This is a genomic window from Gluconacetobacter aggeris, from assembly GCF_014174395.1.
Classification (GTDB): domain Bacteria; phylum Pseudomonadota; class Alphaproteobacteria; order Acetobacterales; family Acetobacteraceae; genus Gluconacetobacter; species Gluconacetobacter aggeris.
In genome coordinates this window covers 348,383-363,248 of the sequence record NZ_JABEQD010000003.1, presented here as the reverse complement: position 1 = coordinate 363,248, position 14,866 = coordinate 348,383, and the positions used below count along the sequence as shown (strand labels likewise).

At 56.7% G+C, this 14,866-nt stretch carries 13 protein-coding genes; 5 read left to right on the top strand and 8 right to left on the bottom strand.

Annotated elements, in window-relative coordinates:
* Positions 1-69 precede the first annotated feature (69 nt).
* Genes HLH36_RS06710 through hemA form a run of 4 tightly spaced genes read right to left on the bottom strand, consistent with a single transcriptional unit; the run spans position 70 to position 4,229 of the window.
* Positions 70-450, bottom strand: coding sequence for an ArsR/SmtB family transcription factor (locus HLH36_RS06710; protein ID WP_182985648.1), 381 nt, complete (start codon positions 448-450; stop codon positions 70-72).
* A gap of 1 nt (position 451) precedes the next feature.
* Positions 452-988, bottom strand: a complete 537-nt coding sequence (locus HLH36_RS06705) for a DUF934 domain-containing protein (RefSeq protein WP_246376516.1) — start codon at positions 986-988, stop codon at positions 452-454.
* The gene (locus HLH36_RS06700) at positions 972-2,984 is read right to left on the bottom strand and encodes a DUF2849 domain-containing protein (RefSeq protein WP_182985647.1); all 2,013 of its coding nucleotides are present in this window, start codon (positions 2,982-2,984) and stop codon (positions 972-974) included. Before HLH36_RS06700 ends, HLH36_RS06705 begins: the two co-directional genes overlap by 17 nt.
* Positions 2,985-3,008: 24 nt before the next feature.
* Positions 3,009-4,229, bottom strand: a complete 1,221-nt coding sequence (hemA, locus tag HLH36_RS06695) for a 5-aminolevulinate synthase (RefSeq protein ID WP_182985646.1) — start codon at positions 4,227-4,229, stop codon at positions 3,009-3,011.
* A gap of 654 nt (positions 4,230-4,883) precedes the next feature.
* On the opposite strand from hemA, the gene cyoA reads away from it, so the two are divergent.
* From cyoA to HLH36_RS06670, 5 genes are read left to right on the top strand one after another with little or no spacing between them, the layout of a single operon-like run.
* Positions 4,884-5,795 carry a ubiquinol oxidase subunit II gene (cyoA, locus tag HLH36_RS06690; protein ID WP_182985645.1) on the top strand — a complete coding sequence of 304 codons (912 nt, stop codon included), beginning with the start codon at positions 4,884-4,886 and terminating at the stop codon, positions 5,793-5,795.
* Entirely contained in the window at positions 5,795-7,774 is a 1,980-nt protein-coding gene (cyoB, locus tag HLH36_RS06685; RefSeq protein ID WP_182985763.1) for a cytochrome o ubiquinol oxidase subunit I, read from the top strand. Before cyoA ends, cyoB begins: the two co-directional genes overlap by 1 nt.
* On the top strand, positions 7,774-8,382 hold the full coding sequence (cyoC, locus tag HLH36_RS06680) for a cytochrome o ubiquinol oxidase subunit III (protein ID WP_182985644.1): 609 nt from the start codon (positions 7,774-7,776) through the stop codon (positions 8,380-8,382). Before cyoB ends, cyoC begins: the two co-directional genes overlap by 1 nt.
* The gene (locus tag HLH36_RS06675) at positions 8,382-8,738 is read left to right on the top strand and encodes a cytochrome o ubiquinol oxidase subunit IV (RefSeq protein ID WP_182985643.1); all 357 of its coding nucleotides are present in this window, start codon (positions 8,382-8,384) and stop codon (positions 8,736-8,738) included. The genes cyoC and HLH36_RS06675 overlap by 1 nt, the downstream gene beginning before the upstream one ends.
* A gap of 24 nt (positions 8,739-8,762) precedes the next feature.
* Positions 8,763-10,250, top strand: a complete 1,488-nt coding sequence (locus tag HLH36_RS06670) for an aminotransferase class I/II-fold pyridoxal phosphate-dependent enzyme (RefSeq protein WP_182985642.1) — start codon at positions 8,763-8,765, stop codon at positions 10,248-10,250.
* A 32-nt stretch (positions 10,251-10,282) separates the two neighbouring features.
* Here HLH36_RS06670 and HLH36_RS06665 read toward each other — a convergent pair whose 3' ends face one another.
* From HLH36_RS06665 to HLH36_RS06650, 4 genes are all read right to left on the bottom strand, one after another.
* Positions 10,283-11,446, bottom strand: coding sequence for a phosphoserine transaminase (locus HLH36_RS06665; protein ID WP_182985641.1), 1,164 nt, complete (start codon positions 11,444-11,446; stop codon positions 10,283-10,285).
* A gap of 817 nt (positions 11,447-12,263) precedes the next feature.
* Positions 12,264-12,356 (bottom strand): hypothetical protein, encoded by a 93-nt coding sequence (locus tag HLH36_RS20245; protein WP_408871855.1) that lies wholly within the window; start codon positions 12,354-12,356, stop codon positions 12,264-12,266.
* 38 nt (positions 12,357-12,394) lie between these two features.
* Positions 12,395-13,408 carry a cytochrome d ubiquinol oxidase subunit II gene (cydB, locus tag HLH36_RS06655; protein ID WP_182985639.1) on the bottom strand — a complete coding sequence of 338 codons (1,014 nt, stop codon included), beginning with the start codon at positions 13,406-13,408 and terminating at the stop codon, positions 12,395-12,397.
* A gap of 25 nt (positions 13,409-13,433) precedes the next feature.
* On the bottom strand, positions 13,434-14,831 hold the full coding sequence (locus tag HLH36_RS06650) for a cytochrome ubiquinol oxidase subunit I (RefSeq protein ID WP_182985638.1): 1,398 nt from the start codon (positions 14,829-14,831) through the stop codon (positions 13,434-13,436).
* Positions 14,832-14,866: the final 35 nt, after the last annotated feature.

Here is a 14,866-nt window from a genome sequence, read left to right as displayed (position 1 = left end):
CTCGCCCAACGCACTGTTGCGGGACAACCGCCTGTGGATGCCAAAACCGCTTGATCACACCGTATACTCTCAGGACGGCAGATTACCATGAGCCGAGTGAGCGCTCATTCTTCGAGGCACTCCCGGCGATGCGATATCGACCGTCGATGCGAACGCCCGGCCCGGCTCAAGTAATGAGAGCATGGTTCGGACGCTTCTGGCTACGCTTTCATTTACGATGGAATAGTAGATCATCTGGGACTGGCGCCGTGGCATGATAATGCCGCCGCGACGTAAGTCACCGAGTTGCTGACTGAGTACGGGTTGGCCGATTCCGGTTCGGGCCTTGATCTCGCCGACGGAGAAAGATCCTTCGAGTAAGAGGCTAAGAATCTGGAGTCGGCGCGGGATTCCGAGCAGTCTGAGTAACTGGGCAAGGCGTTGTGCCCCCTCTGGATCGATCAAATTCATGTCATTCACTTTCCGCGACATATTCACGGGACAGGGCCCGCCTCCCGATCAGTCTGTTCAGTAGCGGGGTGCTGCTGTCCGGAGAGGAGAGCGAACGTAAAGTGCGACTCCATTGTTCAGGTGGGTGGTCATCCGGCGTGACGACCGTTGAAAATCCGCACAGGATGAGAGCCCTGAATTGATCGGGCAGAATATGCCCGATTGCACGGATATCGCCTTTGAAAACATGTCGCTCACGGAGAGTGCGAGCCAGGGTAAAGCCACGGCCGTCGCGGAATTTCGGAAATTCCACGGCGATCAAGTCGAGTCGGTCGAGGAAGGGCCGCAGCATCGCGAGGGGGGCATCGTTGGGCACGAGTGTTCCGGCAGGAGGAAAGACTTGCAATCGAGGACCGATCGCAACGAGTTGCTGCAGCGGAATAATATGAAACGGCTCCACCATATGGAAATAGGGATGCCCCTGTGTGCTGCTGTCTGCAGGCGATGGGTAGTGCCACCGATCCTCGATCGCGTCTCCGTGTTTATCGACGAGCGCCATAAACGGCCTCCTTGAATGGTTCCATGCCGACGCGTCGATAAGTTTCGATGAACCGTTCGTCGTCGGCGCGTCGCACAATATAGGCATCGATAATGGCTTCGATGGCATCGGGCACATCGTCCGCTTTCACCGCGGGCCCTATAATCGTGCCGATCGAGGCATTCTCCTCGCCTGAGCCACCCAGTGTGATCTGGTACACCTCCTCGCCGTTGCGATCGACGCCGAGTAACCCGATATGCCCAATGTGATGATGGCTGCATGCATTGATGCATCCGGAGATATTCAGGTCCAGGGGGCCAATTTCGGCCAGCCGGTCCGGTCGAGCAAAGCGTTCGGTAATTCTCTGCGCGATCGGGATCGATCGCGCCGTCGCAAGGCTGCAATAATCCATGCCGGGGCACGCGATGATATTGGTCGCGAGGCCGATATTGCCTGTGGCCAACCCGCCACGGACCAGGGCCTGCCATAGCGCATGTAACGCGTTTTGGCGCACATGTGGCAGAATGACATTCTGTTCGTGGGAAATGCGGATTTCGCCAAAGGAAAATCGGTCGGCGAGTTCGGCAATCGTTTCCATTTCATCGGCGCTTGCATCGCCCGGAATGCCGCCGGGCGGCTTTAGCGAAATCACCGTGCTGACATAGCCGGAGCGTCGGTGTGGGTGTGTATTGGTGCGGACCCAGGCTTTGAAGCTCGGTTCCGCATTCCCGGTCGTCCTATCAATCCGCGTGTCGGGGGGGAAGTCCAGAAAAGGTGGGGCGACGAACCGCGCAGCGACGGCTGCGACAATATCGGGAGACAGTAAGCAGTAATCCGTGGGCATGCTGGTGAATTCACTCTCGATCATCTCGATGAATTGTTCGGGATGCATGTCACGGAGCAGAATCTTTATCCGAGCCTTGTAGATATTGTCCCGGCGGCCGAGTGCATTGTAGACACGTAGCACGGCCTCGACGTAACGCAGCAGGTCTCGAACCGGTAGCCAGTCCTTGACCTTCGTGCCGACAACCGGCGTGCGGCCGAGGCCGCCGCCGGCAAAGATCTGAAATCCGGGATTACCCTCTGCGTCTCGGCGGGCTAGGATGCCAATATCGTGCAAACGCACCGCTGCCCGGTCTTGCGGACTGCCTGTGATGGCGATCTTGAATTTGCGGGGCAGATAGGTGAATTCCGGGTGGTCAGTCGACCATTGACGCAAGATCTCGGCATAGAGGCGCGGGTCGACGATCTCCTCCGCTGCCGCACCGGCAAAATGGTCAGTTGTGACGTTACGTACGCAGTTCCCGCTCGTTTGAATCGCGTGCAGGTCGGCTTCTGCGAGAATGGCAAGAATGTCCGGGACGTCGACCAGGCGAGGCCAATTGAACTGGATGTTCTGTCGTGTCGTGAAATGTCCGTAGCCGCGATCGAAATGACGGGCGATATAAGCGAGTTGGCGCATCTGCACAGCGCTGAGAACACCGTAGGGCAGGGCTACGCGCAACATGTAGCCGTGAAGCTGGAGATAGAGCCCATTCATCAGTCGCAGCGGCTTGAATTCCTCCTCAGTCAATTCACCGGCGATGCGCCGCTGGACCTGGTCGCCGAATTGTGCGGCACGATCGCGCAGAAACTGACGATCGAATTCATCGTAGCGATATGTTCCGGCATGAGGTGAAGTGGAAAATGTCGATGGAGGAACGGGACGGATACCGACCTCCTCACACGTGCCGGAGCGTAGATGGCGGAGGTCGGGGCGAACGCTCGGTCCGCTTGCCCGCAACTGCTCGCGCTGGCTCAGCGGGCGCGGGTGATTCTCACCAGCTTCCGCCGGAATGCTGCGAACATCAACGACGATATTCCTGTCACGGCGCTGAAGGGTGACAACTGTGCTCGCTGCATCGGCCTCATCCATCGACGCGGCGGCACCGATATTTTCTCCCCAGTTTCCCGAAGCGTCCAACCAGACCACGGAACCGTCGCAGAGGCGGTTAGCCGTGACGATGTGAAAGGTCATGAGGTATCTCCTGTAGCAAGGCGATCAGGATGCAGAGGACAGAGGCCATCCCAGTTGGCGCCCTGCAACGAGGAGCGCTGCAATCAGGTTGTGCATGTGCTCTTCCGTGTGGAAGGGCGTCGGTGTGATGCGCAGCCTTTCCTGGCCTGCTGGAACCGTGGGGTAGTTGATTGGCTGGACATACATTCCGTGCTCATGCAGAAGCGTCTCGCTCAGGCGTCGGCACAGATGAGCGTCCCGTACCATCAGGGGTAGAATGTGGCTTGGCGAGTCGAGGACAGGGAGACCGGCGTTAACAAACATCGCCTTGAGTCGCTCGGCATTTGCCATCAACTCATGGCGCAGGGTGGGTGTCGCGCGCACATGCCGAATTGCAGCCAGCGCGCCCGCGGCGATGTGAGGGCATAACGACGTCGTGAAGATGAAGCTGCTGCCCAGACTGCGGATAACGTCGATCAGCGCTGTGGAGCCGGCAATATACCCGCCCATGACCCCGAACGCTTTGGCAAGAGTGCCTTCAATGATCGTGATCCGGTCGGCTAGACCTTCGCGTTCGGCGATGCCTCCGCCATGCGGACCATATAACCCAACGGCATGTACTTCATCCAGATAGGTAATAGCTCCATATTTTTCCGCGACATCACATAATTCTGCAATTGGCGCGATGTCGCCGTCCATACTGTAGACGCTTTCGAAGGCAACAATCTTCGGTCGATCGGGATCGATGCTGCTCATAAGAGCATCGAGATGTGCGGCATCATTGTGTTTGAAGATAAACCGCTCTGCCCCCGACCTTCGAATGCCCTCGATCATGGAGTTATGGTTCAGCGCGTCCGAAAATATTGCGCAGTTGGGCAGAACCTGGCCCAGGGTGCCGAGTGTCGCGAGGTTTGAAATCCAGCCGGAGGTGAAGACCAGCGCGGCATCCTTGCCATGCAGGTCGGCGAGTTCTGCCTCCAGTTCGACATGAGGGCGTGTCGTGCCGGAAATGTTTCGTGTGCCGCCTGCACCTGCCCCCATGCGATCCAGCGCCTCATGCATCTCCCCCACAATGACGGGATGCTGGCCGATGCCGAGATAATCATTGCTGCACCAGATGGTGACATTCTGGACCGTGCCATCGGGACGATGCCAACGCGCCGTCGGGAATGCGCCGACGATCCGCTCCAGTGTGATGAAGTTCCGGTACCGTCCATCCTGCCGCATGGTCGAAAGGATGGTCTGAAATGTCGCCTCGTAATCCACGATAGTCACCTGCCTTGAGATTTCGAGAGTATGGTTCCCACCTTCATGTGTGTATGCTTTTGATGCATACAATGCAAGCCTTTCACGAGTTCCGCCGATGTGTCTCTGAGGTTGCGCCCAAGTCCCGGGATGGTGGGTTATGGCGTTATTTTTTTATTTAGTATATTGATTTTATTATAAAAAATATCTTTTATGCGTGTGAGGGCATCGTTATTCCCTCGGTCAGGAGATGACCGAGGCTTGCTGCCAGCAGCCAAAGACACAGAGAGATACACGAATGCCGGTGCGCGTGTATGTGCATAAAGGGGATTCTGCACCCTCATATCTGCATTATTGTATGTGTGTTATCTTTGTTATATAGGCCTTGTGTATGGGCAATCGCCGATGCGCACCCATCGCGAACTGGCTCGCTGACGATATTGTAAGGTGAATGGGAGTTTTGCGGATATCCGCCTGATCGAACGGGGCGGAGAAGCCTGTCGCTCTGTGATCGGGCCGCCGTGGACGGCTTTGCGGCCACGCGCTGTCCTCGCATCGCGATCGGCATGAGGAAGCACGTCTGGCCAGCGAGCGGAGTGGATCGCTGTCACGAAGGAGTTCGGGTGCCGGCAGGGCGCGACATGGGCGCTGCCGGAATTCCGAATAGAGGATACGATGTCATACAAGAAATATCGATACCTAGGATCAAGTATATTCACCTTGGTCCTAGGCGGATGTAGCAATTTGGAATTGCTTTCACCAAAGGGCACGATTGGTGAACATGAAAAATCGCTGATCCTGCTTAGTATGGGGATCATGCTTTGCGTGGTCATCCCGGTGGTCGGACTTTCCATGTTTTTTGCCTGGCGATATCGGGCCAGCAACAGAAATGCGACGTATGCACCGACATGGGCCCATTCGACCGGGGTCGAAGTTGTCGTGTGGTCGATCCCGATCGTGGTTATCTCGTTCCTTGGTTGGACGATCTGGCGCACCACCCATGAACTCGACCCCTACAAGCCGCTGGTTGCCGGCCGGCCGGCAGTCGAGGTGGACGTGGTGGCGCTGAACTGGAAATGGCTTTTCATCTATCCGGAATACGGGGTCGCGACGGTTAATACCCTGAGTATTCCAGTAGACCGGCCGATCAATTTCCATCTGACGTCCGACTCGATGATGAATTCCTTCTTCATCCCACAGCTCGGTAGCCAGGTTTACGCCATGGCGGGGATGGAAACGCAGCTTCATCTGATGGGCACAGTGCCGGGTACCTATATGGGTCGTTCTACTGCGTTCAGTGGTCCCGGCTTCTCCGGAATGCAGTTTCCGACGCATGTCCTGACGGATGATCAATTCGCCGCCTGGCTGCAGACGGCCCATGCATCTTCGGCCACCCTGGATGGCGATGCCTATCTGGGTTTGCGGAAAGATAGCGAAGACAACCCCGAAGCGCTCTACGGCCATGTCGCGCCACACCTGTTTGGGGACATTACTACACAGTACGACTGCCGGATGCAGAATTCCCTGCGGCGTGTCGGCGATGTAACCCGATGCGACGTCCATGCCGCAGTGATGGAGAATCAATGATGTTCGGGAAGCTCACGCTCGATGCGATACCGCTCGAGCAACCCATTATCGTATGGACATTCGCGGCTGTTGCGATCTTAGGCTGTGCGATCCTGGGCCTGGTTTCGTATTATGGAAAATGGAAATATCTGTGGAGTGAATGGATAACATCCGTCGATCACAAGAAGATCGGTGTGATGTACATCATCTTTGCACTCATTATGCTGCTGCGCGGATTTGCGGATGCCATCATGATGCGGCTTCAGCAATCCCTGGCCTCTGCCGGATCGCCGGGGTATCTGCCACCCCACCATTACGATCAGATCTTTACCGCGCATGGTACGATCATGATCTTCTTCATGGCGACCCCGTTCATTCTCGGTCTCATGAATTTTGTGGTACCCTTGCAGATTGGCGCACGGGATGTGGCCTACCCGTTCCTGAACTCATTGAGTTTCTGGCTGACGGTGATGGGCGGCACGCTTGTGATGATGTCGCTGTTCGTCGGCGATTTCGCAGCTGTGGGCTGGGTGGCCTATCCGCCGCTTTCCGAACTCGGCTACAGCCCGACAGTCGGTGTCGATTATTATATCTGGGCCCTTCAGCTCTCCGGTCTGGGAACCACGATATCAGGGATCAATTTCCTGATGACGATCCTGAAGATGCGTGCTCCGGGCATGACGCTCATGAAGATGCCGGTGTTCACATGGACGGCCTTGATCACGAACATTCTGATCGTTGCGATTTTCCCCGTCCTGACGGCGACGCTGGCGCTTCTGACGGCGGACCGCTATCTGGGAATGCATTTCTTCACCAACGAGCTTGGTGGAAATGCGATGATGTACATCAATCTCATCTGGGTATGGGGGCATCCTGAGGTCTACGTCCTGATTCTGCCGGCATTTGGCGTCTTTTCCGAAGTCGTTGCGACATTTTCGGGCAAGCCTCTGTTTGGCTACAAATCCATGGTGTATGCGACCTCAGCCATCGGTGTGATGTCATTCTTCGTCTGGCTGCATCATTTCTTCACCATGGGCTCCGGTGCCAACGTCAACGCGTTCTTCGGCATCATGACCACGCTCATTTCGATCCCGACCGGTGTGAAGCTGTTCAACTGGTTGTTCACCATGTATCGGGGCCGGGTCCGCTATCATTCGTCCATGCTCTGGTCCATCGGCTTCATGGCGACCTTTGCATTCGGCGGTATGACCGGCGTCATGCTCGCGATCCCGGGCGTCGACTTCCTTGTTCATAACAGCCTCTTCCTGGTCGCGCATTTTCATAACGTCATCATCGGCGGCACTGTTTTCGGTGTGCTCGCCGGTATGACCTTCTGGTTTCCGAAGGTGTTCGGCTTTGCTCTCAACGAGAAATGGGGAAAGATTGCCTTCTGGTTCTGGTTTTCCGGTTATTGGCTGGCCTGGACGCCGATGTATGTTCTTGGTTTCAAGGGCATGACGCGCCGTTTGAATCATTTCAATCAGCCGGATTGGCAGCCCTACCTGACCGTCGCGTTGATCGGGGCGTGTCTCATCGCGGTTGGCATCGTAGCGATCCTGATCCAGATCGCGGTCAGTATTCGTGATCGGAAGGCGAATGCCGACGTGACGGGAGATCCGTGGGGCGGTCGCAGCCTGGAATGGTCCCTGCCGTCACCCGTGCCCTTCTATAATTTCGCTCGGATTCCGACCATCACGTCGCTGGAGCAGCATTGGGACGACAAGATCAACGGCGTAACGGCACCTGAGAATGTGCATTACGAAGACATCCACATGCCGCGGAACACGGCGACCGGCTTTGTTATTTCGGTCTTCGCTCTGGTCCTGTGCTTCTCGCTCGTCTGGCACATGTGGATTCCGGCAATTATCGGTTTTGTCGGTGCGATCGTGAGTTTCATCGTGCGAACCTACAATACGGATGTGGATTATTACGTCCCGGCCGAGGAGGTGGCAGAAATAGAATCCCGCCATGCCTCGGTCGTAGCGGGAGGGCAGATCTGATGCTCCACAGCACTGTTCAGGCGTCCCATCATGACGCCGACCATGGGCATGAGAAGGGAGCCATGGCCATTACCGGCTTCTGGATCTATCTCATGACGGACTGCCTGATCTTCGCCACCCTGTTCGCGACCTTCGGGGTTCTTTCTCATGCGACAGCCGGGGGGCCGACAGCCGGTTCGCTTTTCGACCTGAATTATGTCGGGTTGGAGACGCTGTTATTGCTGCTCAGCAGCTTCACGTTCGGGCTGGCGATCTCGGGCCTGAGTAACGAGAAGAAGACGAGCGTCATTTTCTGGCTGTTTGTAACATTTCTTCTTGGTGCTTCCTTTATCTGGATGGAGATCCATGAATTCGTCCATCTGATCGCTGAAAACGCCGGGCCGGATCGCAGCGCCTTCTTGTCCGCCTATTTCGGTCTCGTCGGAACGCATGGCATCCACGTTACGCTCGGGTTGCTCTGGCTTGCGGTGATCATTCATCAGGTGCTGCATTTCGGCCTGGATGCAACCATCCAGCGTCGTCTGGCCTGCCTGAGTCTGTTCTGGCACTTCTTGGACCTGGTGTGGGTCTGCGTGTTCTCGATCGTTTATCTGGGGGGAGTCCTGTAATGCATAAGGACGCATCGCCTGCCACCGGCCATGGGGTGGGACGCTGTATCATCGGATTCGGCCTGTCGCTGGTCTTGACAGTGCTGGCTTTCTGGTCGGTCATGGGGCACGTTGTGCCTCATGATATGATTATGCCGGCCGTCATTTTCTTCGGTGTCGCGCAGCTTCTCGTGCAGCTTTACTACTTCATGCATCTGGGTCTGGCGCCGGAACAGCGCGAAAACACGGTCTATCTGATCCTCACGGTGACGCTGATCGTGATCATCGTCGGCCTGTCACTATGGGTCATGCACAATGCGGACGTCAACATGATGCCCAGGAGCATGTCGGTCATGGACGCAGTGCATCGCGAATAGACATCCCAGCCGGAGCCGAATTGGATGTCTGACACCGAGACGGCTCCGGTGTTTTGGTCGCCTTTCCTGTTCTGTTGTCCTTTGCTGGCATCGAATCGGTCGATGCATTTTCCCATCGGGGGTGGATTGATGCGATGCGAGGTGAGGAAAGACATGGCAATGAGCGATATGTTTGCCATGCCCGGAATAGTCGATCCGCTGCATGACATCCTCGCTGCTGGTGAGGACGATATCGGCCGTCTGATCTCCAGGTTAAGTGATGTCTTGGCCTCGGAGACCGTACTGCCCGGAACGCGCCTGCCGTCTCGACGGGTGACGGCGGCACGGTTCGGTTTGTCGGTGACGTTGACTGACAGGATCTATCGGGCGCTTGAGTCCGGTGGTTTGATCTATACGACACTGCGTTCCGGATCCTACTACGCCTTGCCCGTTCCCGCACGGGTCGAACCGGATGCTGCGGTGTCTCCTCCGAGGCTCAGGAACCAGTTGCCGAGAAGTTCGACGAGCGGAATACTGGCGGAAGAACTGGCCAGGCGGCATGCTGGTCCCGCCACGCGCGTAGCAGATGTCACTCTCGACGATCGACGCCTGCGAAAGGCCGCCGGCCGATGGCTGGCGGAACGAATCCCCGATGCTTCTCGCCAGCGCATTGTGGCGACGGGGGGAGGGCACGAGGCCATTCATGCGGTCTTGAAGAGCCTCACGGTACCTGGAGACGTCATCTTCGCCGAAGAGCTGACATATTCGGGAATTCATTCAATAGCGGGTAAGCTCGGGCTCTCCATCATACCGATCCAGCTCGATCGGAGCGGGCTGATCGTTGATGATCTCGAGCATATGCTCGGTACGTTGACGCCCAAGGCGATATATTGCAATCCCACATTCCAGAATCCCGGTGTTACGACTCTGCCGAATGACCGGCGGGAAAAGCTAGCCAACCTGGCCCGTCGGTACCATGTGCCGATTATCGAAGATGACCCGTATGGCGCGATGTTTGCCGGTGATACCGTTCCGGTTTCGGTATTTGCAAGGAATTACGCTTACTATATTTCGTCTATGTCGAAATCAGTGTCGAGCGCCTTGCGGGTCGCGTTTGTTTTGACGCCCAATGTTGCGGCGTCCGAACGCCTGATCGGCGCGTTGAGCGCAATCGGAACCGGTTTGAAGGAAGGGGAACTGCATTATGCGACGGATCTGATTATCCGCGGTGAGTATTGTAAAATAGTATTGGAAAACAGAAATATTTTGAAAGAGCGTATCTCGGTATCCGAGAGTATATTGGAGGAAGTGGATTGTCAGATATCGGGATTCCATATTTGGATCAATTGCAATGGACGGAAAAAATATTTAGATATATCGGAAATAATACGCAAAAATAAAATTAATTATTCTGACGGGATCATGTTTTCAACGAATAGACCGTATCAGGGAATCCGCATACCGCTCGATTCATCATTTTCGATCGAGGATGTCGCGCGTTTGTCGGTTCGCTTGCAGACTATTATACCGTGATGATTCCGTTCGGATCGTGGGGGTGTCCGGAATTAGGTTCGCATGGATTGGCGCACTGCGTGGTAGGACCAGTCCAGCCATTCCAGGGCGCATGCCAAATCGGCCGTTTCAATCGTTGCGCCACCCCAGAAGCGAAATCCGGCAGGAGCCGTTCGGTAGGCGTTGACGTCGTATGCCACGTTCTCCCGGGCCAGGTAGCGTGCCACAGCCGAGGCAATCTGCGGATATTCAGATGGATCGAGGGTGGGGTCGTTGATCTTCAGACAGATCGATGTCTGTGATCGGATCTCGGGGCGTCTTGCAAGAAATTCGCACCAGTTGCTTCGTGCGACCCATTCCGCAGCACGATCGAAATTACGCTGGCAGCGCTTTTGCAATGCGGCAATTCCACCGATATCGCGGGCCCAATGTAGTCCGTCGATCGCGTCCTCTACGGCCAGGAGAGAGGGAGTATTGATGGTTTCGCCAGCAAACAGGCCCTCGGTCAGTAGGCCGTTGCTGACCATGCGGAACAGTTTCGGCATCGGCCAGGGCGGCGAATGGTCGGTCAGTCGGATGGCCGCGCGGGGACTCAGGACGATCATTCCGTGGGCGCCTTCGCCGCCGAGGACTTTCTGCCAGGACCACGTGGTGACATCCAGTCGGGACCAAGGCAGGTCCATGGCGAAAGCAGCGGATGTCGCATCGCAGATCGTCAGGCCGGTGCGGTCTTCGGCGATCCACGCACCATCTGGAACACGGACCCCGGACGTTGTCCCGTTCCAGGAAAAGACGATGTCGCGATCGGGTGCTGCTTGGTGCAAGTCCGGGAGGTCGCCGTAGTCGGCTCGGAATACCCGGCAATCTGCCAGTTGCAGCTCCGTCGTGATATCGGTTGCCCAGATACCACTGAAATGTTCCCAGACGAAGATGTCGACGCCGCGCGGCCCGAGAAGGCTCCACAGTGCCATTTCGACGGCACCAGTGTCCGAACCGGGTACAATCGCGATTCGGTAATCTGCCGGAATACCGAGTATTTCTCGCGTCAGATCGATAACCTCTTTCAGTTTGGCCTTGCCCTGCGCGGAACGATGAGAGCGCCCGAACAGGGCGGCATTCAGAACCTCAGGCGACCAACCAGGCCGTTTCCGGCAGGGGCCCGATGAAAATTGCGGATTTTCGGGCTTGCGTTCAGGTCGATGGAGCGAGTTTTGCATCTGGGCCTTCTTCTGTCCTTGTAGGAGAGACGATCGGATCTCGCAGCCACACGGAGTCGTCGCCACTGTGTATGGCTATAATAGCGTAGAACATATATTTATGTATGCCTTTTAAGGGTACATCTTGGAAAAAATGCATGCATCTATCCTGATTGGCGCCTTCTTGTCGGGCTGACTGGTCCTCGACCATGTGGCCCGGCTGGTGTTCGGAAGGTCAGGCTCGATCATCTGATCCACCCCTGCCTGTCTTGTGCCGGGTGCAGGCAGCGAGGTCGGGCAGCGGGGGCGTCCGACGTGACTGTCAGGAGCGATGGAGACAGGCGGAGCAAAAGATGTCCGTCAAGTTATTCGCGACGATCGAACGGATGAGGCGGGAGGGACGTTCTTTCGCCAGAGGCCGCAAGATAACCCTATGGGCCATCAAGCTCGACTCACGCGACAAGAGAGAGCTCCAGGTAGCGGGATGCGTTGCTGAACGCGCAATGTCTTTCAACGGGCGCGCCCGTATCCGGATTGCGGCGTGGCGAAGATCCCGATTGGAGCGATGTCCGTGGATATAGCGAATAAGGACGTCGTGTGGCGCGGAAGCGCCATGAGCAGAGCAATCCCGGATCGATCGACGAAAGGAGGGCAAGCGGGCCAGGCCCTTGATGAAAGCCCGATTGGGCTTTCTGGCACCGCTTGCTTCCGCAATGACGGAAATTCCTGGCTGCCGGTCGTGACCACCGCTCTCAGATGTCAGGGTGAACCAAGTGCGGTGGTTAACAATGCGTCAGTTGCTTTTGGCAATATAAGCCGCCATTTGGGCACGTGCCGCCTATGGCGTTAAACCGACGGCAGCCATGATGATGTGCATGCCCCCTGCGAAAATACCCATGCAGGTGACACCGGCGAGCCAGAGAGTGACCATCCAGCCGAACTGAGTGCGTGGTTTATGCAGGATGCGCATCAGTGATAGCCCTCTCCGTGACGGACCTTTCCGCGGAAGACATAGTAGGCCCACGCAGTGTAGATCAGAATGAAGGGGGTAACGAACAAGGCCCCCACCAACGCGAAACCCATGCTTTCCGGCGGGGCTGCCGCGTCTCTGAGAGAAAGGCCGGGGGGAATGATGTTCGGCCACAAGCTTATCCCGAGCCCGATATAGCCCAGCAGCATCAACCCAAGGGACATGAGAAAAGGCACGGCATGGTTGCCTGCCGGATTGCCGATGCTCCGCAGCTGAATTGTCGCGAACAGCAGGACGAGAACCGGTACCGCAGCGAGAAAAGTCATGTTCTGCATGCTAAACCAGCGATCGGCGATTTCCTGATGCAGGAGCGGCGTCCACAGGCTGACGATTGCGATCGAGCCCAGAAAGGCCAGTGCGAGCGGGCGTGAAACGCGCCGCATTTGTTCATGCAGCGTACCTTCCGTCTTCAGCATCAGCCACGTTGCGCCGAGCAGGGCGTACGCAACGAGTAGTGCAAGGCCGGTGAAAAGGCTGAAAGGTGAAAGCCAGTCGAACGCTCCGCCGTCATAGGACGGACCGGTCACATGGAGGCCGTTGACGAGTGCTCCCAGCACGATCCCCTGACAGAAGGTGGCCAGAAACGAGCCTCCCATGAAAGCCTTGTCCCAGAAGGGACGGTGAGCCTCGTCTGCCTTGAAGCGAAATTCGAACGCCACGCCGCGCAGGATCAGCCCGGCCAACATCAGCAGCAGCGGGATATAGAATGCACTCAGTAATACGGAATAGACGATCGGGAACGCCGCCATCAGGCCAGCGCCCCCAAGGACTAGCCAAGTCTCGTTGCCATCCCATACGGGAGCCACGGTATTGACCATCGTATCCCGTTCCGTGCGGTCCGGAATGAATGGAAACAACAGGCCAATGCCCAGGTCGAAGCCATCCATGACGACGTACATCAGTACCCCGAAGGCTATGATGATCGCCCAGATGATGGGAAGATCGATACCCATTTTTCAGGTTCCTTGGAACTGATGATTACAGGTCGCCGAGTTTCGGTGCGGCAGAGATGGGGCGCGCGGGCCGTTCGTCATCGCGCAGCTCGTGGCCATGGTCCGGAACGGTCTCAGGCACCTGAGCCGCCAGTTTCATCATGTAGATAACGCCGGTTCCGAATACGCATACGTAAAGTACGACGAAGGTCAACAGCGAGGCGGTGAGGATCGGTACCGAATGATTGGAGACAGCGTCTTTCGTGCGCAGTACGCCGTAGACAACCCAAGGCTGGCGCCCGATTTCCGTCGTGAACCATCCTGCCAGGATCGCGATCAATCCTGTCGGCCCCATGACAAGGGCAAAGGTCAGAAACGCCTTCAGATCGTAGAGACGGCCGCGCCACCGTGCGAATGCGGCGACGATGCCCAGAAGAAGCATTGCGCTACCCAGCCCGACCATGACGCGGAACGTCCAGAACACGATGGTGGAATTGGGGCGGTCTTCAGCCGGAAAGTCTTTCAGCGCCGGAATGCTGCCGTTCCACGAATGAGTCAGAATAAGGCTGCCGGCATGCGGTATGGCGACTTGGTATCGGGTTTTCTCTGCGCCCATGTCCGGCAACCCGAACAGGATCAGCGGCACCTGTCCTTCGTCATTGGCCCAGTGACCCTCGATGGCTGCGAGCTTGGCGGGCTGATGTTCCAGCGTGTTCAATCCATGTTGGTCGCCCACTTCGATCTGGATCGGAGCAGTAATCAGGATCATCCACATGGCCATCGACAGCATGCGCTTAATGGCGGGTGTCCGATTGCCGCGAAGCAGGTGCCACGCGGCCGTCGCGCCGACAAACAATGCTGTTGCCAGAAAGGCGGCGAGCACCATATGGGCGAAGCGGTAGGGAACAGAGGGATTGAACACAATCTTGAGCCAGTCGACGGGTATCACCCGACCATCGACGATCTTGTATCCGACTGGCGTCTGCATCCAGCTGTTCGAAACCAGAATCCAGGTCGCGGAGATCATTGTGCCGATCGCGACCATGATCGTGGAGAACAGATGCAGCCCCTTGCCCACTTTGTCCCATCCGAACAGGCAGACCCCGAGGAAGCCTGCTTCGAGAAAGAAGGCTGTCAGCACTTCATAGGTCAGGAGTGGCCCCGTCACCGTTCCGGCTTTGGCGGAGAAATAACTCCAATTCGTGCCAAATTCATAAGCCATGACCAGGCCGGATACGACACCCATACCGAAATTAACGGCGAAGATCTTCGACCAGAAATGGCAAAGCTGAAGGTAGACGGGATCCTTCTTCCAGACCCACAATCCCTCCAGACACGCCATATAAGCGGCTAAACCGATCGTAATGGCCGGAAAAATAATGTGGAAGGAAACCGTGAATCCGAACTGGATCCGTGCCAGTTCCAGTGCGTCCAGGCCCAACATGGCAATGACTCCTCTCGTCGGATCGGTCGTCTCTC